The organism is Streptomyces sp. NPDC048825, assembly GCF_043198355.1.
GTDB lineage: Bacteria > Actinomycetota > Actinomycetes > Streptomycetales > Streptomycetaceae > Streptomyces > Streptomyces xiangluensis.
This window is the reverse complement of the sequence record NZ_JBICUR010000038.1, coordinates 1-22,213: the sequence shown is the minus strand read 5'-3', so window position 1 is coordinate 22,213 and position 22,213 is coordinate 1. Positions and strand designations below refer to the sequence as shown.

Sequence of the window (22,213 nt, the reverse complement as noted above, 5' to 3'; positions counted from 1 at the left end):
AAGGTCTTCCTGCGGTCGGACGAGGAAATCGAGGAGGAGGTCCGCCGCACCGTGGTGTCCTACCTCTTCCCGGCCTTCAGCCACGCCATCCACGTGAACGTGCACGAGGGCGTCGTCACCCTCCGCGGGCACATCCAGGACACCTCGCTGATCTCGGTTGCCGTGCGCCTCGTGCGCGCAGTGGAGGGCGTCGTGGACGTCGAGCCCCACCTCACCGGCGAGTCAGCCGGTCGGGACGGGCCCGGGACAACTCAGTGACCGCGCGCGAGGCCGGCCGCCGGCCGACTGCGTCCCTCGGGCGGGTCAGGGCCTGGATGCCAGGTCAGGGCTGGATGTCGAGTACGTCCGACACCGGGCGGCGCGGTGTGCCGGGGCCTTTGGGGCCGTACCCCAGGCGCAGGAGCATCTGGGTGTAGCCCGTCCCGGACACCGGGTCGCGCAACGGCCAGCGCAGGTCGGTCCATTCGAGGGGTTGGGTGGCGAAGGAACTGGACAGGTCCTCAAGGGTGGCCAGCAGCAGGACGCGTTCCATGGCCTGACCGGCGCGGAGCCAGTCTTCCAGGTGGTCGTGGCTCGTACTGAGGAGGGCCAGCCGAGGAGTGCGTTCGAAGTCCGCGGCGTCACGGCCCGCCACCCTCCGGGGGCCCGCGAAATCGCGCATGGGGGCCTTGCCCCCGCGCTTGCGCGGCCCGAAGGCGTAGTGCGGGACTCCGTGCGTCGGCGGTGCCGACCGACGGGGCGTCGATACGAGTCCACCGCGCCAGGTCCTGGTCGCTGCCGAGGTCGGTGATGTTGCGTGCCTCGGCTTCCTGGACCAGTTCCAGCACCTCCCGCAGATGCCATGAGGTCGGGAAGGCCAGCGCTGCTCCCTCAGCGCGAGCGGCTGCGCTGAGAGCCTCCCGCACGGGATCGGGGATCTCCCTCTCCTCGAACGGCAAGCGACTGCTACGCCGCAGGTGAATCGCGGGATACAGCGCGTCGAGCTCGCTCTCGTCGGTTGCGGAGCCGATCAGCCGCACGCTCGCGACCAGCGTCCGGTCTGTGGGATCGGGCATCAGGAGCGTTTCCGGATACCAACCCTCGTGAGCCGCGGCGGCTCTCAGGTTCAGCAGGGCGGCACCGCAGCCGATGTGCAGGCCGCGGGTGTCGGGGTCGGAGTGCGGCATGGTGCGCTCGAAGTCGGCGTGGATTTCGAACGTGCGACTGCGCCGGAAGTAGCGGAAGAGCCAGGGCTGCGCGTTGTGCATCGACGGGGCGGCGGCAGCGGCGTGGGCCAGGGCCGTCACCTGCTCGTCGGCTGGTGCTTGTCGGCTCACCGGAACCTCCCCTCGCGAGTCGGCGGCCCACTGGCAGGGGCCGCTCTTCGGCGGCCCGTGGGCGCCTACTGATCGGCCGGAGCGATGCGCCGGCCCGTGAGGCGCGTGGGCCGGATCGACACCCACATCTCGCGTGCACCGCCCGCCCATGGCTCGGTGTGTGCGCGCTGGGCGAGCCCACGCACGGCGTCGGGCTCCGTGACAACGTTCGCGGGGCCGACTACGAGCACACTCCAACCCTGGCTCATCGCCTCATCCACATGGTCGATCTCGAAGGCGACCTCCGTTCCGACAGCCGCCGCGGGCACGGAGTCGGGCGCGGTCCGGAAGACGATCACGTCATCCACTACCTCGTAGTTGACCGGGACGACCGCGGGGCGGCCGTCGGGCGTCGACACCGCGATGCGCCCCACGCCATGTGTGGACAGCAGGCGGCGGCATTCCTCCGGACTGAGGTCCCGCAGCTGCGGATGCAGCAGTGCGTGACCCTGACCGGGTGGCAGGTCGACGCCTGCCCCGCGCAGGGCTGCGGCGGTGGTGCCCAGCGCGGCGGCCAGACTGAGGAGAGTCGCCACGGTCGGGTCGGCCGGATGTTCCTCCAGGTACGCCAGGTAGTCCGGCGAGATGCGGGCGCGGCGGGCCGTCTCCTCCCGGCTGAGCCCGTGCCTCCGGCGCTCGACGGCCACACGTCGGCCGATGTCGCCGGGGTTGGGTGTCCCGGCCGACGGAGCGACTGCGGACACGGCCTCCGCCTCGCCCCTGTCCGGCTGGGAAGACCCGCGGGTGGTCCCGGGCTGCCCGTGCTCCACATGCCGGATGTGTGCGTCGGGCCCGGGGAACACGAGCGTCACTTCCTCCGTGTCCGACCAGCGCACGTCGTAGGGGGGTGTTCCGTCCTCGTGGTGGAGTCCGACGATCTCGCCGTCGCGCCTGGTCGCGCCGGTCTTCTGACTCTCGATGACGAGTTGGTCGCCGAGGTGAGCTCGCATGATCGCCGCCCTCTCCGCAGAATGGTGCTGTATCCAACGTGCCACGCGCGACACGCCGCCGCATGGGACGACCGGCCCTTATCTGCAGGGCGGGCTGGACCGACTCAATGGCACGCGGTCGCAACCCGGACGGAAGAGGCGACATGCACCACCGATCGGTCGCGGAACTCATGACCCGAGACGTCGTCCGGGCGCGGCGTGACACGCCGTTCAAGGAGATCGTCAGGCTGCTGGCGGAGAACGACGTCACCGCCGTGCCCGTGGTGGACGAACTGGACCGCCCCATGGGTGTGGTGTCCGAGGCGGACCTGCTGCGCAAGAGCACCGACCAGGCCGACCCGTCGGGCATGGTCCCCGTTCCGCACCTGGAGGCATGGGAGCGGGCCAAGGCCGAGGGCTCCCGTGCCGAGGAGCTGATGTCGGCTCCCGCCGTGTGCGCACGTCCGGAGTGGAACGTGGTGGAGGCCGCCCGTCTGATGGAGGCCCAGCACGTCAAGCGGCTGCCCATCGTGGACGAGGCGGACAGGCTTCTGGGCATCGTCAGCCGTGGCGACCTGCTGCGGATCTTCCTGCGCCGTGACGACGCCATCCGCGACGAGGTCACCGAGGATGTGCTGCGACGCACGATGGGGCTCGCTCCCTCGGAGGTGACGGTCGAGGTGCGCGACGGGCGGGTCGCCCTCGGGGGCTCGGTCGAGTTCAGGAGTCTGATCCCCATCATCGAGCGGTTGTGCCGTAGCGTCGACGGCGTGGTCTCGGTCGCCGAGCACATCGCGTATCGCACCGACGACGCCCGGCGTTCCCCCACCGGCACCTGAGGGGACAGTCGGCGTCGGCGACTGAGAGAGACGCGGACCGTGGCGGCGTGGGGCCGACGGCGGAACCGTCGGCCCCACGGAGGGAACAGGCACTCGCCTACCGAACCCGGTACGGAGCGCGGCGGCTGGTCCCACCCCGGCTCAGCCGGTGATCTCGATGCGGTGCGCCTTCCCCGTCTCGGTTTTCGGGACGCGCACTGTGAGGACTCCGTTGGTCAGGTCCGCGCTGATGTGCTCGGTGTCGGAGTTCGGCGGCAGAGTGGTGCGGTAGTCGAACTGCCCCATGCGGCGGGTGTGCCTGCGAACCACCCCGGTGTGCTCCTTCTCCTTGATCTCACCGTGGATGTCGACCTCGCCCTCGGCGACCTCCACGGTTATCTGGTCCTTGGCCACGCCGGGAAGCTCCAGTTCCACCAAGTAGGCGTCCTCGGTGTCCACGACGTCGGCCAGCGGCGCCCACGGCTCGGCCGTGCCGAACTCGGGGTAACCACCGACGGGAAAGACGGCGTGCATGAGCTGGTCCATCCGGGTACGGAGATCCTCCAGCTCGTGCAGGGTTGCCGAGAGTCCACCTCTGCTGTGCCGTACGAGATGTGTCATGACTGATCCTCCTTGACTTGCTGTGCCACCGCCGGTCACATGGGCCATCCGGCGACCTGACGGGTACTCGGCCGGGGCGCCCCCATGCCCTCGATGTCGCGCTCGGCAGTGTTCAACAGCTGCTGGGCGAGGTCTTGCATTGCCCGGCCCGCCGCCAGTTCGTCGCCGATCTCCGGCACGTTCGTGTCCGCCGGATGACAGTGCGCGGCCCCGTGGCCGGTGAGCTCCGTGGTGCCGGTGTCCAGCACCACGTGTGCCTTCGTGGTTCCCTCGTCGTCCTCGAAGAGGTGGAGTCGAACCTTCCACTCCGCCGTATGCGGCATCGCTTTCCTCCTCACCTCGATACGGATCCATGTGGTCCGGACGCGGTTCGTTCTGGGACCGAGGACCGTGCGGAGGCCGCCGCCATCTGTTCCTCGATGCGGCGCCGGACGCGGGTGGTGAGTGCGCTCAGCCGCTCGGAGGAGGTCGCCCGAGGCGCGACCGGTGCTCGGATCCGGCGGGCTGCCGACGGCAGCCCGCCCAGGTCCGCCGTGAATCTCTCCCGGCACTCGTCGAGCGTGGGCCTGGTGCCGGTGCGCCGTCCGCCCCGCATCACCGTCTCCAGCAACGGCCTGCCACTGTCGGGGGGCTGCTCGTCGGCCAGACCGACCACGTCGGCGTAGCCGGGGCGGCGGAACACCTGCTTCGGGCCTGGTGCCGTCACCTTCGCCGACGACAGCTTCATCACCGGCCGTCCGTCGTACTCCACCATCTTGTACGCGGAGTCCAGATACGGTGCGTCGGCCGAGACACCGACACGAGTGCCGACGGCGTAGGTGTCGATCGGCACGCCGGAGCGGACCAGTTCGTCCACCGCGTACTCGTCGAGACCGCCGCTGGCTATGATCCGCACCTTCGGCAGGCCCGCGTCGTCGAGGACGGACCGTACCCGTACCGCCAGGGCCCCGAGGTCGCCACTGTCCAGCCGTACGGCCGAGCCGGGCCCGCGGTCCAGATCCCGCAGGACGCGCGCCGCGACGCGTACGCCCGCCTCGGTGTCGTAGGTGTCCACGAGCAAGGTCACCGGACCCGGGTGGGACCGTGCGAACGCACGGAACGCCTCCTCCTCGGTGGCGAACGCCTCCACGAAGGAGTGGGCCATCGTGCCGACGGCGGGTATGCCGAAAGCCGTGGCCGCAGCCACGTTGCTGGTCCCGGCGAAGCCGACCATCGCGCCGAGGCGGGCGGCCTGGAATCCGGCCTGCGGGCCGTGGGTCCGCCGTAGGGAGAAGTCCACGACCGGATGCCCTGCAGCCGCAAGGACGCATCGCGCGGTCTTCGAGGCGATCGCCGTCTGATGGCTGAGCTGGTTGAGCACGTACGTCTCGGCCAACTGCGCTTGGGGAAGAGGCGCGGTCACCTCCAGCAGGGGCTCTCCCGCCAGCACGATCCGCCCCTCCGGCATCGCCCGCACGTCGCCCGTGAACTCCAGGCCGAGCAGGGCCTGAAGATCCCGCGCCGGCCGGTGCAGCGCGGAGGCGAAGGCGTCGACATCCTCGGGGCCGACATGAAGGCCGGACAGGTAGTCCAGGGCTGACTCCAGCCCCGCAGCGACAAGGAAGCCCCTCTCAGGAGGCAAGTCACGGACGAAGAGGCTGAACGTGGCCGGGCCGGTCATACCCTCCCGCAGGTAGGACATGGCCATCGTGACTTCGTACAGGTCGGTGGTCGTCGCGTCGGACATCGGCGTCGCCTCCTCGGCTCCCGTCCGGGTTTCCTGCCCATCACCGGCGGAAGCGCGCGGACCACAGGGGCTCGACCAAGTCCCACTCGGCGTCCCACTGCGCGTACCTTCTCCGGTCCAGCACATGGCGCATGCCTGTCCGCGCCGCGTAGAACCCAGCGCCCACGCCAATCGCGGCCATACCGCCTGCGAACCAGCCGGTGGTCGTCGCGTTGAGCTCGCTCATCGGCGGACTGGTGAGGCCGCCGTCCCGGTCCACCCACACCCGCACGGTGGCGCCCTTGGGCGTTCCCGACTTCACGAGGGTCGTCCCCGTCCGCACCGTGCCGTTGTCGTCGGTCCAGCGGACCTGCGCCTGTTGCTTCCCATCTGTGGTGACACCCTTGACGTTCGACGTGAGTCGGGCGGTGACCTCCTGCCGATCCGCCGACTGGGCTTGCACGGTGCGCATCGACGACTCGTACGCCGTCGTTCCCGCGCTGAGCGCGGCCACCGGGAGGCCGAGGACGAGGACCAGCATCAGCAGCCCGCGGACCCAGGACTCGAACCTGTCGGATGCACGTCGCAGAGGGTTCGCCCCCTTTGACGCATGCTCCTGGCGCGGCGGGGGCGGACCGGACGCGTGCGACGAATTCTGTGCACTCATGACTCGGCCTCCAGCAAGTCGCTGGTCCGTTCCCCCACCACTGCGTCCCATCATCGGACGGGACCCGGCTCCGGTCACAGGGCCGAACGTCCCTGCGGGGACGACTTCCGGCCCCGCAGCGACCGACCGTCGACATGGTCCGTCTCCCCCGTCCGGTCATATCCGGGGAACGACCGCGATCGGACAGGGCGCGTGATGCAGGACCGCATGGTTGATCAATCCCAGTTGCAGTCCCAGGTGCCCCTGTCGTCTGCGGGCGCCGACGACCAACAGGTCCGCCTCGGAGGCCGCCTCCAACAGGGCCCGGCGTGCCGGGCCCTCGATCACCCTCCGGCTCACCGGGGCGTCGCGGTACCGCTCCGACGCGCCGCGCAGGGCGTCGTCCAGCACCTGCGCCGGCGGACGGCGGTGGGCCTCCAGGGCGTACCACGACGGGGCTTGAGGTGTGGTGAAAGCACCGAGCGGTGCGCTCCAGGCGTGCACCGCCACCAGCCGGCAGTGCCGTACATGGGCCTCGCGGAACGCGAACTGCACGGCCGTGCCGCTGCCCTCTCCCTCCTCGACACCGACGACGACGCTCCCGAAGCGGGCATCCCGGTGCTCTGCCGCGCCGCGCACCACGACGACCGGGCAGTCCGCTCGCGCCGCCACAGCCAGGCTGACCGAGCCCAGGAGCATCCCGGCGAGGTCTCCCAGCCCCCTGGACCCGAGCACCAGCGCGAAGGCGTTGCGCCCCTTGTCGACCAGGGCGGCGGTGGCGTCCTCCTGCAGCACCTCGCTCGACAGCCGCACCGTGGGAGCACACGCCCTGACACGTTCCGAAGCGGAGCCGATCACGTCGGACGCCTCGTGGTCCCGCGCCGCCGCGTGCAGCAGGTGGAGCGGCACGCCGTGCCGGGCGGCTTCGTCGGCGGCCCAGTCGACCGCCTCCAAGCTCGCCGCAGACCCGTCGATGCCGACCACCAGGGGAATCGTCACCGCCCCTATCTCCTCTCGGCCGGATCCCGCATCTCCGGCCCCCTCCTCCGGTCCACATGCGCCGTGGAGGGGATTGGGGTACTCCTCGAATGAGAGAACCCGCCACGCTCGGCGTGCCGACGACGTCCGGACCATCCACACCGTCGGACTCGTTCAGCGTGGTCCATCCCCATTTCCAGCTTCGTACGTCACGGAGGCCGCCGCCATACCAGCAGCCGTCACGGTGGTGGCAGCGTCTCGTCCACACCGCGCAAGCGGCTCCGAAGCCCGATCGTGGTCGGCCTCGGCCTGATCCCGGCAGACGCGCGGCGCTCGCCTGGGCCGCCGACGAGGCGGACCTGCGCCGCCTGCCCTTGCTTCTGGTCCTCGCGCGCCTTGTCCCCGGCCGCCTGCGGCAGAAGCTCCCGCATCGCGAAGACGACCCCGGGCACGCGCATCGGACCCTGCCGCTCGACGCGGAAACGGAACGGGGTCTCTGGCACCAGCGTGATGTCCATGCCCGTCACCCTCTCTTCGACGCGCTTCCGCAGACACGACGACCGTCGGCCGGCACCGATCCCAGCGGGCGCGGTCAGGAGGCGGGCGGGCGACCAGACCCAAGCGACACCCTGCCTGCCCTGGCCCGCCCGGTGGTGCCGTGCCACGGTCACGGTCACGGACCACTGCGCCGCCCGGCGGTGTTCATCAGCCAGGTCACCGCACGGCTGACGTCCGAGAGCGAGACGATTCCGACGAGCCTCCCCTGATCCATGACCAGAACTCGATGCTCGGCTCCCGGTTCCATGCGCGGCAGCAGATCCACCAGGGGGCTGTCCGGCTCGACCACGGTGGTCTGCGACAGCGACACCATGACGTCCCTCACCGTCACAGCATGGGCCTCGGCCTGCGGCACCCGTCGGGCACTGTCCAGGGTCACCAGCCCGACCGGGGCCCCGTCCTCGGTCACCGGGAACGCCGAGTGCCGGTACCGGTAGCGCGCATCGGTGAGGAAGCCCGCGACCGTGGTCTCCGCGGAAACCGTGAGAGGTTCGGGCGTCATGGCGTCCCGCACGGGGACACCGGCGAGCACGCCGCGCAGCTGGGCCTGCCGTCCCTCGGCGGTGGCGGCCGTGATGAGGAACCAGCCGATCAGTGCCAGCCACAGACCGCCGAACGCGCCTGTCCTCATGAACGCGACCAGCCCGAGGACGACCAGCAGCCACCCGAAGACCCGCCCCGCCGCAGTGGCGCCAGCGGTCGCCCGCAGCCGGTCTCCCGTGCGCCACCACAGGAACGCGCGCAGCAGCCTGCCGCCGTCGAGTGGGGCGGCGGGCAGCGCGTTGAAGACGGCGAGCAGCACATTGATGCCCGCGAGCCAGGCGGCCATCTCCACCACGATCCCGGAGGCGGATGCCAGATCGAGCAGCCAGGTGGCGAGTGTGAAGAGCCCGCCCAGCAGGAGGCTGACGAGGGGGCCGACACCGGCGATCCTCAGCTCCCTGCCGGGGCTGGACGCCTCGGACTTGAGCCGAGCCGCTCCGCCCAGCAGCCACAGCACGATGTCGTCCACCTCGACCCCGTTGCGCCGGGCCACGACGGCGTCCGCCAGCTCATGTGCGAGGAGGGAGGCGAAGAAGATCACTGCGGTGCACAGGCCGGCCGCCCAGTACACCGCCCAGGCACGCCCCGGATACGTCTCCGGGAGGCGGCCCTGGGACAGGCCGAACGCGATGATGCCGAAGATGAACAGCACGCTCCAGTGCACGCCGACCCGGACCCCGGCGATCCGGCCCAGAACGAACGTCGCCCGCACAGCGCTCTCCCCTGCTCAAACCGTCATCCGACGGACAGCCGTCCCGCTCCGTCCCACCGCCGCCCCGCCTCCCACGGTCCCACGACACGGCCATGCAGACCCCGTCCCCATGGCAGTGCCAGGGGTCGACCGCGCTCAGCTCGGACCTCTCGCCGAGCTGAGCCTTCTGATCAGTGGATCCTCCTGATCCCAGTACACTCTCGGCCCGACGGCTCCGCGCGCTGAAGGGGCCTGAAGACAGCGAGCAGAGAGGTGGAGCAGTCGGGGTGCGACAGCCTTCGTCCGGTCGCAGTGCCGCCGGACACATGCCCTCGTCGATCACGGCCACTGTCAACCATCAGCTGGGACCGAAGTGTCAAGCATCTCCCGGGACTGGACACCCCTACGCCAACGTGTCGAGTCTCAGTTGATGGTTGACGGGTTGGCGTCGGGTGATGCTTGACGTCTGCCCTAGACGATCTTCCGGCGGTTGTGTTCACCGGACTTGCGGACCACCACCTCCTTCCTGGTGACACGGGGAACGGTGGTGATCAGCTCGGTTCCCTGGAAGATGCGGATGCTGGTCTCGTCCAGGTGGGCGGTGACGACCTGGCGGGCATGCCCGCGGCCCAGCTGGATGCGCTGTCCGGCGACCACGAAGCCGCCGGTGCTGCTGACGGTCCGCTCGGCGATCTGCTCAGCGGCCGGAGGCAACAGCGGGGGCGGCCCGGCCCCCGGCCGGGCCTGCGTTCCTGTCTCCGCCCCGCTCCAGCCCGGCCGGGGGCCGAGCCGCGCTCAGGCGGATGAGCCGAGAATCGTGAGGCACCGCACGGGAGCGGTCAGGCGCCAGAGCGATGCCTCCGGCGGGGGATCGGCCGGCACCGGGATGGAGGGGGCGCCCTTCCCGGCCGCGGGCACATAGTGGCGTGCGTGGTGGGCTCCCCGCCCACCGTCGCCCCAGGCAGAGCCGAGCGGGGGGGGGGGGGGGGGGGGGGGGGGGGGGGGGGGGGGGGGGGGGGGGGCCCGGCGGCCCCCCCGCGGGGGGGGGGGGGGGGGGGGGGGCGGCGGGCGGCGCGGCCCCCCCCCCCGCCGCGCCCCCCCCCCCCCCCCCCCCCCCCCCCCCCCCCCCCGCTCCGCGGTGTGTGGGTCGACGGCGGACGGGATGGGAGCTGGGGTGAATGGTGGGCGGAATCTGGACACCTTCAGAAGGACGCTCGTGCAACGTGTGACTACGCAGCGCGCACTTCCCAGCCGGGCACGCGCAGCACCCACTGCCGACGCAGCCCCGGTTGGGACCTCAGGCCTCGATGGCGCCCAGTTGCCGCAGCAGACCGAGGTTGTCGGTGTTCCACCAGCTTTCCGCGATCCTGCCTCCCTGGCAGCGGATCGTCGCGTGACCGGTGGCTGAGAACTCCCGGCCCGTGGCCTCCATGCCCAGGAACTCGCCCGTATGACGGCCCTTGAAGGAGAATCGCGCGCTCACCATGTCACCCTCCGCGATCAGGTTCTCGATCGTGACCACCGGTTCGAGCGCCCCGTGAAGCTTCCGGTTCGCCGCCTTGGACTCCTCGAGCCCGACGACGCCCGTCGGCAGGATGGGGTCGTGCTCCTGGTAGTCGGGTGTACAGAGCGTGTCCTCCGCGTCGAAGTTCCTCTTGTTGGCCACTTCCTCGAAGAAATTGCGGACCACGATCTTGTTCAACTGCTCGTCCCGGAGAACGTCGAGGTCCGTGAACGTGGGCTCCTGGTCGCAGGCCGCCACCAGCTCCTGGAAGATCCGGTCAGTCTCCGGCAGCCGTGAGTTCTTCATCGCCTCCTCGTACGAGGGGAACTCCACGATCTCCACAACGTGCGTGGAGTCGGTGCGGTCCCGGCCGACGATCGAATGGGTGGCTGTCCGTTTGCCTTGCGTCGCTTCGACCCAGCTGTCCATCAGCCTGTTCAACTCATCGATCCTGCTGGTCTTGGTCCGTTTGTGAGCCCATTCCCTCTCCGGCGTCGCCCGTGGCGAGTGGGAATCGTCCGGGCCCAAGGGACCTACCATGATCGCCGCCTCCTTGGATCGCAGCGGGGCTACCGCGTCTCTTTCCAATGCTCCCCCGGACCGGCTGGGTACGCCGCTCAAGGCAACCACAGCGGCACGGGCCTGGCTGGGCACTACGGAAACAGGCCAGGGCAGTACTCGTTCAGGAACGGCGCCCGTCTCATTTTCCGTCTCGTTCAGCACCGTTCACGGCCGTTCAGAGGAGACAACACGCGGGACTGCCCCACGGCGTCGGTGTGAGGTCTCAGGACTTCCTTGACGGTTTGTCGTCAGGAGATCCTTGACGGTCTCTCTGTGTGCCCATGCCTTTGACGTAGAACCTGGTGATCGGTCCGGGGTTCTTGCGGGGCCTGACAGCGAGTTCGTCCTCGCCGTGCAGGATCCGCAAGTGGGTGTCCTCGATGACGACGGTGACGATCTTTCCGGCATGCCGCGGGCCGAGCTTGATGAACTGGCCGTTGATCTGGAAACGGCCGCTTGCATGCACCTTGCGCTGGGCCCGGATGGCACCGGTCGGCAGGGGCGGAGGCGGCAGCGGTGACATCGCCGTCCGTGCCCCGTGGATCTGACCCAGACGGTCAGCCGGAACGGGGCAGGGCCACGTTCCCATCAGAGCGTTGTCGGCGATGGCGTGCATGAGGTGTCCGTCCAGGCGGAGCGTGATGGTGCGGCCCGCCAGGGCGAATCCGACCTGGTAGCGGCCGCCTGCCACGCCGACGAGTCCGTCCCGCTGGACCTTGCGCTCGACCTCGACCGGCTCGCCGGCGCCGAGGATGGCCGTGCCGCTCCGTGCCTGGGCAGGGCGGCGGGACGGGTTCGGGACCGGCCGGACGGGCGCCGTAGCGCATGGTCAGGTAGGCGATGTCCTCCGGCCGAAGCCGGGACGGAACCGTGGTGACCAGGTGCCCGTCGAGGAGGAAGTGAACGCTGCGGTGGTTCGCGCAGACCGTCAGTAGTCCTGCCAGCCAGTGCTTGGTGGATGTCGACTCGCTGCCTGCCGGTCACCAGGGTGATCTCGCCGCTGGGCGGCACCCGCACTTGGAACTCGACCGCGGTTCCCTGCGGCGGCAGGACAGGCGGTTCGACGACCTCGACGGCCAACTCCGGCTCGAAGACTGCCTGTTCAGGATGCTCGTCATCGCAGTCAACCGCGGCGTGGGGCCGGAAAAGACTGATGGGGGCGGCCATGTCCAAGGTCTGGTGCGGGCGTCGGTGGTTGTAGGCGTGCACCCAGCCGTCGATCGCGTCCTGGGCCGCGGCCAGCGACTCGAACGGCACCACGTGATCGAGGAACTCCTCGCGCAGGGTGCGGTGAAAGCGTTCGATCTTGCCCGTGGTGGTAGGCGAGCGCGGCTTGGTCAGCCGCTGGGTGATGCCGTTCTCCCGGCAGATGCGCTCGAAGAGCACCTCCACCGGCTGTGGGCGGGTATGCCGACCGGTGAACTGCTTGCCGTTGTCGGTCAGGACCTCGAAAGGCACGCCGTAGCAGGCGCATCGCGGCGAGCACACCGCGCGGGCGCTGGGCACGGCCACGACGGAGGCGATCACAATGAACCGGGAGTGGTCGTCGATGCCGGTGACCATGTTGCACTCCCGCCCGTCGGCCAGCGGAACCCCGCCGACCAGGTCCAGCTGCCACAGGTGCATGGGCGCCTCACGCTGCCACCGGCGGTACTTGCGCGGATGCTGCTGTTCCTGGGGGCGGACCAGGCGTTGCGGGACAGCACCCGGTGGACCGTGGCCCGCGACGGCGCCGACTCCAGCCCGCGACCGGCGAGTTCGTGGACGATCCGGCGAGCACCCCACCGGGGATGCCGGCGACGCAGCTCGCAGATCTCGGCTTCAACCTCGGCCGACAGACGCGTGGGGCTGTTCCGCGGCCGCCGGGAGCGATCCAGCAGGCCGGGCATGCCCTCCTGCTCGAACCGCCGTCGCCAGCTGTGGAGAGTCTGACGCGAGGTGCCGTACCGGGCTGCGACCTCGCCGATTGGAGACCCGCCGAGCACCTCGCGGACAGCCCGGTAGCGGTACTCGGCCAGCTGCTGTACATCCACGACCATTGAGCGAAGCACCCCGGCCTCAACAGGGGACGGGAGTTGACGGACGTTCAGCCGAACGTGTCAAGCATGTCCAGAGCACAAACGGTCAAGCATCTCCTGAGACCTCACACCGACACCCGGACCAACCGACCATGAACGCAGGTGAACGCCCCCGCACACACCCCACCACCCCACCACCCCACCAGCACAGTTGGAAAGTGTGCGCCTTCCCTCGCGTCATAGGCGGGGTCGTCAGGCTGTGGTGTCGGGCCGTTTGGCTCTACCGGCCGCTGGCGGCTGCGGTTAGCGTCTTGCGCGTGACCGGAGCCAGTCGAGCACGCGGGAGGTCGCCATGTCTGTCGAGCAACGGGCGAAAACACCGTGTCTCCCGCCGCGTTGGTTCATCCGTCTGGCCTGGTCGGCGCACCGGGGCGTATACCGGGTCTTCAGAGGGCGAGTCGGGCTGTGGCGGCCACGTGCCAACAGCTGGGGCACCCTGCGGCTGACCACCACCGGGCGCCGCACGGGCCGGCCGCGCAGCGTCATCATCGGGTATTTCGAGGACGGCCCGAACCTGGTCTCGCTCGCGATGAACGGGTGGGGTGAGGGCGAGCCAGCCTGGTGGCACAACCTGCAGGCGCACCCGGACGCGACCGTCGATTTGGTCGACGGGCCGCGGCCGGTGCACGGTCACGCCGCCACGGGCGACGAACGGTTGCGGCTGTGGACCCGGTGGCGCGAGATCGACAAGAACCTGGACGCCTACGCTGCGCGCCGACCGTCCGACACGGCGGTGGTGGTCCTGGAACCCACAGTCGGCACAGCCGACCCCCTGCCGCATGGCTGACCGATCCCGGCTTTGCAAAGGTCGGAGGCCCGGCAATGCCAGGCTCGGGAGCGCGGCCCCTCGGCCGACGCAGCGATACGCACGTCCGGCCGCCGTTCCCACGCGACACGGCCCTCGTCCCCCTCGCCGGCCCGGTGGGATGACAGACCGGCAGGAGAAGCTCCTCCTACGGCCCTTCGCGCCACATTCTGGAGTCGCCACCGCGCCACTCGACCAGGTCGGGATCATCGATTCCCTCGTGTGCTTCCGGCAGGCCCGTACGACGCAGAAACTGCAGAACATCGAGCAGGTGATAGGCCGTACCCACCTGCTCACCGCGAATCGTCACGCGCCGTCCACCATCCGGTCCCGGCGGATGCACAACCACTGGTGCACGTTGAGCCACCCTCCCAGCGTCACCCTGGCCATGACCTGCCGCAATCCGTGCGCCAAGAGGTGCCCCCGCCGACCGGGGAACGGACGGCCCCCGGCCGCACGACGACGTCAATCGAGCAGCTCCCGGCCACCGGCAAGCGGCAGAGGTCACTCACGGGGGACGACGGCCACCGGACAGTGCGCATGCTGCAGAACGGCGTGCGTGACCCGGCCCAGCCCCCGGCCCACGTGGTGGGCGGTTCTGCGCGCGCCCACCACGACGAGATCCGCGCGCAGGGACGCCGCGACCAGTTCGCCGGCCGGTGAGGGGACCCTCACCACCTCTTCGGTCACCTTGAGGTCCGGGAACTCCTCCCGGACGGAGCCGAGCATGCGGGTGCTTGCCGCTGCCTCCGCCTCCACGGCCACGCGCACCACGTCGGCCATGGGCGCCATGCTCGCGACGTACTGGAGGTAGGTCCACGTGCTCAGCAGACGCAGCGATGCGTTGTGCCGCCTGGCGGTCTCCCCGGCGAAGCGCACCGCCTCCAGGTCCCCTTCGTCCCGTACGCCCACCACGACCGCCCCGCTCGACGGCTGCTCCGTACCACGCACGACGACCACGGGGCACTTCGCCTGTCCGGCCACCGTCAAACCGACCGAGCCCAGCAGCAGCGTGGAGAAACCACCCAGACCCCGCGAACCCACGACCATCGTCGCCTCGGCTGTCGTCACCCCCGGTTTCTGCGGAGCCGTGACCGCGGCCGCCCGCAACAGGCTGTCGGCCGCGGGTTCCCGGCCGACCTCCGTGGAGACCGCCAGGCCGGGCGCCCTGCTGGAAGCCGCGGCCGCCGCCTCGGCCAGCAGGGACCGGGCCGCCTCACGCACCCGCCGCGCGGTGTCCGCAGACAGCCGTTCCGCCAGGTCGAGGTCGACGGCGCACACGATGTGCAGGGGCTGGTGCCGAAGGGCGGCCTCCTGCGCCGCCCACCGCACGGCGCGTGCCGCTCCGGCCGAACCGTCCGTCCCCACCACCACCGGCCCCTCAGGCATACCCCACCAGCTCCTTACGGGACCGGACGGAGCCCGCCGTCGCAACGCCAGCCGGGCGACGGGGGCTCACGCGGGCATCCCCGGGTCGGTGTGGTCGGTGTATCGCAGCAGCACGCCGACACCGTCCTCCAGCGGCAGTTCCTCCCGCTCCACGCCCACCAGCTCCGCGCCGGTGCGGACCAGGGCGCGGATCAAAGCCGCGCCGGGCGGTTCCTCCTGGAAGCCGCGGACACCGAACGACTCGAGGTCGGTGTCCGACAGAGCGATCTGCGTCGGCTCCGAGCCAGCCCACAGCCGCACGGGCAGATCGACAGGCGTGTTCAGCAACAGTGCGCTTGCCTGAGCCCGCTGCAGCGCCGCCACGACCGCTGCCATGCCCTCGCCCGCGCCGGTGTGCCGGGCTCGCCGTGCCCGGAACGTCTCCACCAGGGCATGATCCCGGGCGCGCATCCGGCCCCGCAGGACCTCGCTCAGCTCCTGCTCAAGCAGCGCTCGCCCCTCACCGTCACCGGCCACGTGCCCGTCTCCCGCAACGGTGACGACGCGCTCACGCAACGGCTCGGGCAGCCGGTTGACCAGCACGTTGCGCGCCCATGCCTCCCCGCCCAGCACGATCACCTCGGCGCCGCCGCGGTCGGTCAGCTCCGCCAGCCCACCGGCGATCTCGGCGGTGGCATACGGCCACTCCGCCGCAGGACCGCTCCGATGGTGACACCTTCCAGGTGTGACCGCGCTGCTCGGCCATCTCCCCGTCTGGAAGTCCACCTGCAGTTCCTCCGACTCGCCGGCCTCCCGGTGCGTCGCGCGGTGCGTCACGCGGTGCACGGTAGCGGCCGCGTACGGGATGTCCGGCGCGTGCCGGACGGCGAGCGGCATCACGTCGGGCAACGCGCCGAACCGGGCCGCATCGTGCGCCGGCGGGTCGGGCAGCTCCTCCACCAGGGCCAGACGGCCGTGGCTCGCGAAGATCGCCTGCCCATGCCGCCCGGCAATCTCCTGGTCCATGCCCGCCACGGCGGCGACAGCGGCCACGGTGGCGTCGTCCGCCCCCTGCCGGGTCAGGTCCTCACGCAGATGCCGCCGTCTCAGATTGATCGCCGCCTCCGGGTCGGGGAGGTCACGTGAGGTGTCCAGGTAGGCGCAGGCATAGGGTCCCGGCTGGGCGTACACAGGGACGAGAAAGGTCAGCTCCACGATCGCTCCTCATCACGGCGGCCCGTTCACGCCCTCCCCGAACCGGTCATCCTCCGCTCCCGGTCACCGCGTACAGCAGCCCTCGCACCACCTCCGCTCTTCCAGTAGACCTCCCGGTCACTGACTCTGCGCGCTGGGCAGCGCCCCGCCCACTCACGGGTCAGCTTCACTCCCTCTCTCCGTGCGGCCGAAGCCGACGGGCAGGTGGTGCTCGTCGACCTCGACCGGCTGTACCAGGGCCATTAGATACGGCAGCAACAGCGAAGACGCGCAGTGCACGAGACGGTGATCCGGTTCGGTCGGGGATTCCAGTCGACGTCCCGCACCTCGCGGCTTCCAGGTGCTCCCGGTTGACCTGTGCCAGGCCGTCGGCGAGGAACTGTCGGAACGCCGGATCGCCGAACAGATCCCAGTTTCCCGACCAGTCGCCCATTCCTGGCCCGGAAGCCGAACGCCAGGCGTCTGCCTCAGCAAGGCGTTCCGGCCGGTGACCGTGCCGCCCGCTGTGGCGGGCAGACGTGCGGGAGTGGCCGGTGTGCGTCGGCAGTGCGGGCGCTCTCCGAGGGGCGGACAGTGGAGAGAGGACCTTGCCTCGAGCGTCCGAGGAGGGAGCGGGACATGCTGCATCGCCTGGTCGGAGACCTCATGACCTCGGCCGTCGTGAGTGTGCGGCGGGAGACGGGCTTCAAGGACATCGCCGAGCACCTCGCGGAGCACGACATCACCGCGGTACCCGTCGTCGACGACCAGAGCCGCCCGGTCGGCGTGGTGTCGGAGGCGGACCTGCTACGGAAACAGGAGAGCCAGGCGGATCCGGGCGGACATCTGGCCGCCGCCCACCTGCTGCCCGCGGAACGCGCCAAGGCCCGTGGGCTGACCGCCGAGGGACTGATGACCAGCCCCGCCGTCACGGCCCGACCCCAGTGGTCGGTTGTGGAGGCAGCCCGTGCCATGGCCCGCCACCACGTCAAGAGACTGCCCGTCGTCGACGACGCCGGCCGACTGGTGGGCATCATCAGCCGTACCGACCTGCTGCGGGTCTTCCTGCGGCGAGACCTCACGATCGGCGAGGAGATCACGACGGACATCCTCACCCGCACCCTCGGCCTGTCTCCCGGCACGGTCACCGTCCATGTCACCGACGGCCGGGTGACGCTCAGCGGCACCGTGCCCCAGGAGAGCCTCATCCCCATCGCGGTACGCCTGTCCGAGAGCGTCGACGGTGTCGTCGACGTCACGAATCACCTCCGCCCCGAAACCGACACCACAGTGGATACGCCAGGGCGGTGACCCGCTTCCGTGCCGAGGTCGCCACGCTGAGGGTGGTGTCGTGCTCAGTCGCCTCGCAGGCATCGTGGTGCCCGTATTCGGCCGTCTGAAAGTCACCACGGAAACCGGTGCCGCACCGCCTGCGGGCAGCATCATCATCGCCAACCACACCTCCCTCAGCGATCCCGCGATCGTGCTCGCCGCGCTGCGCCGCCTCGGCATCGAGCCCATCGTCCTGGCAGCTGCGGGGCTGTGGCGCATCCCCGTCCTCGGCTGCGTCCTTACCTGGGAGGGGCACATCCCGGTTCACCGTCACGACCCGCGAGCCGCACAAGCACTGCAGGACGCCCAAGCCGCACTTGCCGCGGGCCGGTCCGTCCTGCTCTACCCGGAGGGCGGGCTCCCGCACCGCAAGGGCGCCCGCGAAGCCCCGCCCCGGCCCTTCCATCCGGGCCTCTTCCACCTCGCGCACTCGACCGGCGCCCCGGTCGTGCCCCTCGGCCAGGCCGGAGCCCGCGCACTGGCATCAGGCGGCCCCGTCGAACAGGTGGCCAGGCTGCTCACCGCTCCGCTGCATCGTCCGAGACTGTATGTGCACGTCGGAGCACCGCTACGCCTCGGCAGCGAACAGGCCCGGGCCCTCGCCGTGGCCCGCAGCGTGCTGATCCGGGCCTGGTACACCGCTGCCCGACGACTCGGCAAGCCGCTGAGGCTGGTCGGGCCCTGAAACCTGGACAACCGGTGTCAGCCGATGATGGAGGTAAGCCGCGAAAGAGGTGATCGGCGATGCCACCGCACTGTGATTCTCTCGACGGTCCCATCGTCACGGCCGCGCGCAAAGCCCTGGAAGGAAGGGATGTCGACCAGGTCCTGCCCCACGTGCCCGAAGCAGGAGAGCCAGAAGTCCGTGAAGGCGTTCAGCCTCACCGCCAAGGCGCGGACGCTCGGCCAGGAGGCGCAGGAAGTGGCCGACCGCTGGTGATTCGAGACCGTCCGTGTACACCGTGCCGGTGAAGGCGCTCCCTTCACGGGGCTCAAGCTGGCCGGGCTCGATGTCTGACCGGTGATACCGGCTGCTCACCGTAGGAACCGGCCGACCAGGACCAGGATCCTCAGTCCTCCTCACACAAAACGGTGGGCGACAAGCCCGGAGGACAGGAGTTCCCAACAGTGAGCCGTGGGTCCGGCGTCCGTTGAGTGGCCACCGCGGATCGAATGGAGGGAGGCTGGGAGGAGGCGGTCCATGTTCCTGACAGCGGTTCGATCGCTGCGGGGGCCGCGACCAGGCGGGGTGTTCAGCAGATGGGAGGAAGCCCATGAAGGTCGGAGTGCTGACCGGCGGCGGTGACTGTCCCGGCCTCAACGCCGTGATCCGCAGCGTCGTCCGCAAAGGCGTCCAGGAATACGCCTTCGACTTCATCGGTGTTCGGGACGGCTGGCTCGGTTTGCTCCAGGGTGATGTCATGCCGCTGGACATCCCCAGCGTGCGGGGGATTCTCCCCCGCGGCGGGACCATCCTCGGTTCCTCCCGCACCAACCCGTTCAAGCACGAGGACGGCCTTCGCCGCGTGGAGGACACCCTTGCCACGCACGACGTGGACGCGCTCGTCGTGATCGGCGGCGAGGACACGCTCGGTGTGGCCACCGAGCTGAGCCGGCAGGGAATCCCTCTGGTGGGCGTGCCGAAGACGATCGACAACGATGTCTCCGGGACCGACTACACCTTCGGCTTCGATACCGCCGTCGGTATTGCCACCGAGGCCATCGACCGCCTCCACACCACCGCCGAGTCGCACATGCGCACCCTAGTGGTGGAGGTGATGGGGCGGCATTCCGGGTGGATCGCCCTGCACGCCGGCGTCGCGGGCGGCGCCAACGTGATCCTCATTCCGGAGCGGCCTTTCGACATCGACCAGGTCTGTGAGCAGGTGAAGAGCCGGTTCAAGATCAATTATGCGCCGATCGTCGTGGTCGCCGAGGGGGCCGTCCCCAAAGAGGGACAGATGGTCCTCAAGGACCTGTCGCTGGACGAGTTCGGCCATGTGCGGCTGTCCGGCATCGGCGAATGGCTGGCCCAGGAGATCTCGGAGCGCACCGGCAAGGATGCCCGCACCACGGTCCTCGGTCACATCCAGCGCGGTGGCACCCCGAGCACCTTCGACCGGTGGCTGGCCACACGCTTCGGCCTGCATGCCATCGACGCGGTCAAGGACGGTGACTTCGGCGTCATGGTCGCCCTGCGGGGCACCCGCATCGTCCGCATCCCACTCGCCGACGCCACGGCACAGAACAAGGTGGTCGATCGGTCGCTGTTCGACGAGTTCGAGGTGTTCTTCGGCTGACCGGGCCCGGCGCTCACCGGATCACTGTCGGACCTGCCGATCCGCCACCCGGCCTCTGGCCGGCCGTCATCCGGCGTGCGGTACGACCGCCACCGGGCAGCGGGCGTGGTGCAGTACGGCGTGCGTGACCGGGCCCAGTCGGCCCTCGGCCGCACTCGGGTCGGCACGGCGCCCCACGACGAGCAGGCCCGCACCCCGCGACGTGTTCAGGAGCGCTTCCGCGGGGTGGAGCAACACGACATCGGTGTGGACCATCACACGGGGGTACTTCTCCTGCCAAGCACGCAGGGCGTCGGAGAGCTGCAGGACCTCCTGGTCCTCCCAGGTGGCGCGGTCCTCCTCGGTCACCACCAGGGTCCGAGGAGACACGGACTCGGCGGGAAAGGCCCATGCCTGGACCACCCGCAGGCGTGCCCTGTGTGCCTCGGCGGCCGAGAACGCGAAGTCCGCCACCTCACTGACCGGGTGATGCGCATCGAACCCTGCCACGACCTGGGACGTACCGCGTGCCGGGTGGGTCCCTTCTACGAAGGTGCCGGACGGCTGAGGCACCAACACGACAGGGTGAGGGGCTGCTGCCGCCATCCGCAGGGCCACCGAGCCGACCGCGAGACCCTCGAACCCGCCCGTCCCCCGTGTGCCGACGACGAGGAGCCAGGCATCGCGGGCCGCGGCGAGGAGGGCGGTGGCCGGCGCGTCATCGGCCTGCTCACCCCGCACCTCGATGTCCGGGTAGCGCTCGCCGAGTTCGGCGACCACTCGCTGGAGCATGCGCGCGCCCACGTGCCGCAGCCTGTCCCCAGCCGGGCCCGGCACGGCAGTGCCCGGAAGCGGTGGAGAGGCGTGGAACAGACGCAGCGGAACACCACGCAGCGCGGCCTCCCGCGCCGCCCAGTCGGCCGCCGCCGAACCGCGTTCGGACCCGTCGACACCCGCCAGCACAGAGTGACTCATCGTGTCCTCCTTCGCCCGGCCCATGCCTCCGCCGGCGCCACACGAGTCTGTCTCCTCCCTTCCACTGTTTCACGGCACGACCGCTCAGGCGCCCGGATCGGATGCCGGGTGGCGCGAAGGTCCTGGCGGACCGGTTCGCAGCCACGTCCAGCGATCGGTCACGCAGCGGCCGGCATCCTGCAGCGGACCCGGCGAGCGTACGCACCCGAACCGGCGCGGCATGTGGCTGCGCAAGCCATTCCCCGGAGGGCCGAGATCACCGAAAACCTGAACCGTGAGGCCCCTGCCCGCGACCCTGACCCGTGCTTCCGACCGGATCGCAGCGCCTGCGCGTCATCCCACACCCAGCGCGGCACCCCGTAGGAGCCGCCGCCGTGAGGGACGCATTCCGCCTGATGAGGCAGAGCTCACGGGTGTTGTCCCGTTCGACGGAAGTCCACTGGCCGTCGGCGGCACTGGCGACCACGCTCGACCAGGAGGGGCCCATGCTCACGCCGGCAGATCACCGCTCGCCGTCGGCGAGCCGCAGAACCGACACCTGAAGACCGCCGTCATGGAAATGCCCGTCGTGACCGAGTGCGCGGTCCAAGACCGCGCCCGCGCCTACAACCGGGACCGCACCTGCCACGCTCTGGCCATCACCGTGGGCGATGTCCAACACGCACACTGCGACGCCTTCTTCACCGCTCCGGCCAAGGGCGGCGACCCGTCCGCCACCGGACGGGTCGGCGCCTGCAAGATGTCCGACTGCCGGCACAACGTCGCCTTCGAATGCCACGCCCCCGGCATCACCGTGGGCAACCAGCAGACCGAAGTCCACTGCCTGACCTGCGCACCCGCCTGAGACCCACGGGCATCACAACCGCACAGGACCGCTGGCGAGCCTGACAGAAAGGCAATGGCCCGGGACATGCACGATCACGACTTTGCGCGCTTCGCCGCCGAAGCCGTCGGCATCCGGCTTCTCCAGGTGCGCGCCCAGTCGGGCTGGTGGCCGTCCGTCCAGACGGGCATGTCGGCTTCCGTTGCGGGACCGCCGACGCGGCCGGGCTGACCGGCTGGCTCTCATTGATCGGCGCAGCGGCATCTCCGCCCATCCGGCCATGAACACCAGGCGACGGAGCCCCACACCCCGGCCCAGGAGCCCGACGGTCCTGAGGAGCCGACGAGCTGATGGTCCCGGTTGCCCTGCCGTACTCCCAGAGCGACGGTGGAGAGAACCGGCCGAGTCAGCCAGGGAGTGGGTGACCATGCGAGCCCTCGTCTACCACGG

General features: G+C 70.3%; 22 protein-coding genes and 4 pseudogenes. 10 read left to right on the top strand and 16 right to left on the bottom strand.

Annotation, left to right across the window (positions count from 1 at the left end; genetic code table 11):
- Positions 1-258, top strand: a 258-nt coding sequence (locus tag ACGFNK_RS45455; RefSeq protein ID WP_393427226.1) for a BON domain-containing protein, incomplete at its 5' end; no start/stop codon positions are given.
- Between the two features lie 64 nt (positions 259-322).
- Here ACGFNK_RS45455 and ACGFNK_RS45450 read toward each other — a convergent pair.
- Together ACGFNK_RS45450 and ACGFNK_RS45445 are read right to left on the bottom strand one after the other, a co-directional pair.
- Positions 323-1,247, bottom strand: a pseudogene (locus ACGFNK_RS45450) (Acg family FMN-binding oxidoreductase).
- A 134-nt stretch (positions 1,248-1,381) separates the two neighbouring features.
- Positions 1,382-2,305: a DUF1918 domain-containing protein gene (locus ACGFNK_RS45445; protein ID WP_393427223.1), complete on the bottom strand. Its 924-nt coding sequence runs from the start codon at positions 2,303-2,305 to the stop codon at positions 1,382-1,384.
- 143 nt (positions 2,306-2,448) lie between these two features.
- Here ACGFNK_RS45445 and ACGFNK_RS45440 point away from each other — a divergent pair, with 143 nt between their 5' ends.
- Positions 2,449-3,123 (top strand): CBS domain-containing protein, encoded by a 675-nt coding sequence (locus ACGFNK_RS45440; protein ID WP_393427220.1) that lies wholly within the window; start codon positions 2,449-2,451, stop codon positions 3,121-3,123.
- A 141-nt stretch (positions 3,124-3,264) separates the two neighbouring features.
- Here ACGFNK_RS45440 and ACGFNK_RS45435 read toward each other — a convergent pair whose 3' ends face one another.
- From ACGFNK_RS45435 to ACGFNK_RS45390, 10 genes and pseudogenes are all read right to left on the bottom strand, one after another.
- Complete coding sequence (locus ACGFNK_RS45435) at positions 3,265-3,723, bottom strand: Hsp20/alpha crystallin family protein (RefSeq protein WP_393427217.1); 459 nt, start codon at positions 3,721-3,723, stop codon at positions 3,265-3,267.
- A gap of 35 nt (positions 3,724-3,758) precedes the next feature.
- Positions 3,759-4,046, bottom strand: coding sequence for a DUF1876 domain-containing protein (locus tag ACGFNK_RS45430; RefSeq protein ID WP_393427214.1), 288 nt, complete (start codon positions 4,044-4,046; stop codon positions 3,759-3,761).
- A gap of 11 nt (positions 4,047-4,057) precedes the next feature.
- The gene (locus ACGFNK_RS45425) at positions 4,058-5,449 is read right to left on the bottom strand and encodes a nicotinate phosphoribosyltransferase (RefSeq protein ID WP_393427211.1); all 1,392 of its coding nucleotides are present in this window, start codon (positions 5,447-5,449) and stop codon (positions 4,058-4,060) included.
- A 40-nt stretch (positions 5,450-5,489) separates the two neighbouring features.
- Positions 5,490-6,095, bottom strand: a complete 606-nt coding sequence (locus tag ACGFNK_RS45420; RefSeq protein ID WP_393427208.1) for a hypothetical protein — start codon at positions 6,093-6,095, stop codon at positions 5,490-5,492.
- Positions 6,096-6,251: 156 nt separating this feature from the next.
- Entirely contained in the window at positions 6,252-7,073 is an 822-nt protein-coding gene (locus tag ACGFNK_RS45415) for a universal stress protein (RefSeq protein WP_393427205.1), read from the bottom strand.
- Positions 7,074-7,291: 218 nt separating this feature from the next.
- Positions 7,292-7,570: a hypothetical protein gene (locus ACGFNK_RS45410; RefSeq protein WP_393427202.1), complete on the bottom strand. Its 279-nt coding sequence runs from the start codon at positions 7,568-7,570 to the stop codon at positions 7,292-7,294.
- Between the two features lie 155 nt (positions 7,571-7,725).
- Positions 7,726-8,865 (bottom strand): site-2 protease family protein, encoded by a 1,140-nt coding sequence (locus tag ACGFNK_RS45405; protein WP_393427199.1) that lies wholly within the window; start codon positions 8,863-8,865, stop codon positions 7,726-7,728.
- 450 nt (positions 8,866-9,315) lie between these two features.
- Positions 9,316-9,588: pseudogene (locus tag ACGFNK_RS45400) on the bottom strand (IS481 family transposase); the annotation flags it as partial.
- A gap of 553 nt (positions 9,589-10,141) precedes the next feature.
- The gene (locus ACGFNK_RS45395; protein WP_393427196.1) at positions 10,142-10,789 is read right to left on the bottom strand and encodes an ester cyclase; all 648 of its coding nucleotides are present in this window, start codon (positions 10,787-10,789) and stop codon (positions 10,142-10,144) included.
- Between the two features lie 343 nt (positions 10,790-11,132).
- Positions 11,133-12,948, bottom strand: a pseudogene (locus tag ACGFNK_RS45390) (IS481 family transposase).
- A gap of 331 nt (positions 12,949-13,279) precedes the next feature.
- Between ACGFNK_RS45390 and ACGFNK_RS45385 the strand changes: the two are divergent.
- Positions 13,280-13,774, top strand: coding sequence for a nitroreductase/quinone reductase family protein (locus ACGFNK_RS45385; RefSeq protein WP_393427193.1), 495 nt, complete (start codon positions 13,280-13,282; stop codon positions 13,772-13,774).
- A 166-nt stretch (positions 13,775-13,940) separates the two neighbouring features.
- Here ACGFNK_RS45385 and ACGFNK_RS45380 read toward each other — a convergent pair whose 3' ends face one another.
- From ACGFNK_RS45380 to ACGFNK_RS45370, 3 genes are all read right to left on the bottom strand, one after another.
- Positions 13,941-14,102, bottom strand: coding sequence for a hypothetical protein (locus tag ACGFNK_RS45380; RefSeq protein ID WP_393427190.1), 162 nt, complete (start codon positions 14,100-14,102; stop codon positions 13,941-13,943).
- Between the two features lie 194 nt (positions 14,103-14,296).
- Positions 14,297-15,181 carry a universal stress protein gene (locus tag ACGFNK_RS45375; protein ID WP_393427187.1) on the bottom strand — a complete coding sequence of 295 codons (885 nt, stop codon included), beginning with the start codon at positions 15,179-15,181 and terminating at the stop codon, positions 14,297-14,299.
- A gap of 66 nt (positions 15,182-15,247) precedes the next feature.
- On the bottom strand, positions 15,248-16,375 hold the full coding sequence (locus ACGFNK_RS45370) for a hypothetical protein (RefSeq protein ID WP_393427184.1): 1,128 nt from the start codon (positions 16,373-16,375) through the stop codon (positions 15,248-15,250).
- 618 nt (positions 16,376-16,993) lie between these two features.
- Here ACGFNK_RS45370 and ACGFNK_RS45365 point away from each other — a divergent pair.
- The 5 genes and pseudogenes from ACGFNK_RS45365 (at position 16,994) to ACGFNK_RS45345 (ending at position 19,986) form a co-directional block, all read left to right on the top strand.
- Positions 16,994-17,665, top strand: a complete 672-nt coding sequence (locus ACGFNK_RS45365) for a CBS domain-containing protein (RefSeq protein ID WP_393427181.1) — start codon at positions 16,994-16,996, stop codon at positions 17,663-17,665.
- Between the two features lie 40 nt (positions 17,666-17,705).
- Complete coding sequence (locus tag ACGFNK_RS45360; RefSeq protein ID WP_393427178.1) at positions 17,706-18,371, top strand: lysophospholipid acyltransferase family protein; 666 nt, start codon at positions 17,706-17,708, stop codon at positions 18,369-18,371.
- A 59-nt stretch (positions 18,372-18,430) separates the two neighbouring features.
- Entirely contained in the window at positions 18,431-18,658 is a 228-nt protein-coding gene (locus ACGFNK_RS45355; protein ID WP_393427175.1) for a DUF6448 family protein, read from the top strand.
- A pseudogene (locus ACGFNK_RS45350) lies at positions 18,636-18,704 on the top strand (DUF6448 family protein); the annotation flags it as partial. The gene ACGFNK_RS45355 and the pseudogene ACGFNK_RS45350, both read left to right, overlap by 23 nt.
- Positions 18,705-18,960: 256 nt before the next feature.
- Complete coding sequence (locus tag ACGFNK_RS45345) at positions 18,961-19,986, top strand: 6-phosphofructokinase (RefSeq protein ID WP_393427172.1); 1,026 nt, start codon at positions 18,961-18,963, stop codon at positions 19,984-19,986.
- A gap of 66 nt (positions 19,987-20,052) precedes the next feature.
- On the opposite strand, the gene ACGFNK_RS45340 is transcribed toward ACGFNK_RS45345, so the two are convergent.
- On the bottom strand, positions 20,053-20,940 hold the full coding sequence (locus ACGFNK_RS45340) for a universal stress protein (protein ID WP_393427169.1): 888 nt from the start codon (positions 20,938-20,940) through the stop codon (positions 20,053-20,055).
- A gap of 553 nt (positions 20,941-21,493) precedes the next feature.
- On the opposite strand from ACGFNK_RS45340, the gene ACGFNK_RS45335 reads away from it, so the two are divergent.
- Both ACGFNK_RS45335 and ACGFNK_RS45330 read left to right on the top strand, forming a co-directional pair.
- Entirely contained in the window at positions 21,494-21,784 is a 291-nt protein-coding gene (locus ACGFNK_RS45335) for a DUF1540 domain-containing protein (protein ID WP_393427166.1), read from the top strand.
- 66 nt (positions 21,785-21,850) lie between these two features.
- Entirely contained in the window at positions 21,851-21,994 is a 144-nt protein-coding gene (locus ACGFNK_RS45330) for a hypothetical protein (RefSeq protein WP_393427163.1), read from the top strand.
- The last annotated feature ends 219 nt before the right edge of the window (positions 21,995-22,213 follow it).

What these genes read in the sequence shown, in the direction of transcription:
- ACGFNK_RS45430 (WP_393427214.1), bottom strand. Translation starts at nt 4,046, where the DNA reads ATGCCGCATACGGCGGAGTGGAAGGTTCGACTCCACCTCTTCGAGGAC.
- ACGFNK_RS45345 (WP_393427172.1), top strand. Translation starts at nt 18,961, where the DNA reads ATGAAGGTCGGAGTGCTGACCGGCGGCGGTGACTGTCCCGGCCTCAAC.
- ACGFNK_RS45340 (WP_393427169.1), bottom strand. Translation starts at nt 20,940, where the DNA reads ATGAGTCACTCTGTGCTGGCGGGTGTCGACGGGTCCGAACGCGGTTCG.
- ACGFNK_RS45435 (WP_393427217.1), bottom strand. Translation starts at nt 3,723, where the DNA reads ATGACACATCTCGTACGGCACAGCAGAGGTGGACTCTCGGCAACCCTG.
- ACGFNK_RS45335 (WP_393427166.1), top strand. Translation starts at nt 21,494, where the DNA reads ATGGAAATGCCCGTCGTGACCGAGTGCGCGGTCCAAGACCGCGCCCGC.
- ACGFNK_RS45420 (WP_393427208.1), bottom strand. Translation starts at nt 6,095, where the DNA reads ATGAGTGCACAGAATTCGTCGCACGCGTCCGGTCCGCCCCCGCCGCGC.
- ACGFNK_RS45410 (WP_393427202.1), bottom strand. Translation starts at nt 7,570, where the DNA reads ATGGACATCACGCTGGTGCCAGAGACCCCGTTCCGTTTCCGCGTCGAG.
- ACGFNK_RS45385 (WP_393427193.1), top strand. Translation starts at nt 13,280, where the DNA reads ATGTCTGTCGAGCAACGGGCGAAAACACCGTGTCTCCCGCCGCGTTGG.
- ACGFNK_RS45330 (WP_393427163.1), top strand. Translation starts at nt 21,851, where the DNA reads ATGCACGATCACGACTTTGCGCGCTTCGCCGCCGAAGCCGTCGGCATC.
- ACGFNK_RS45425 (WP_393427211.1), bottom strand. Translation starts at nt 5,449, where the DNA reads ATGTCCGACGCGACGACCACCGACCTGTACGAAGTCACGATGGCCATG.
- ACGFNK_RS45355 (WP_393427175.1), top strand. Translation starts at nt 18,431, where the DNA reads ATGCCACCGCACTGTGATTCTCTCGACGGTCCCATCGTCACGGCCGCG.
- ACGFNK_RS45365 (WP_393427181.1), top strand. Translation starts at nt 16,994, where the DNA reads ATGCTGCATCGCCTGGTCGGAGACCTCATGACCTCGGCCGTCGTGAGT.
- ACGFNK_RS45375 (WP_393427187.1), bottom strand. Translation starts at nt 15,181, where the DNA reads ATGCCTGAGGGGCCGGTGGTGGTGGGGACGGACGGTTCGGCCGGAGCG.
- ACGFNK_RS45445 (WP_393427223.1), bottom strand. Translation starts at nt 2,305, where the DNA reads ATGCGAGCTCACCTCGGCGACCAACTCGTCATCGAGAGTCAGAAGACC.
- ACGFNK_RS45440 (WP_393427220.1), top strand. Translation starts at nt 2,449, where the DNA reads ATGCACCACCGATCGGTCGCGGAACTCATGACCCGAGACGTCGTCCGG.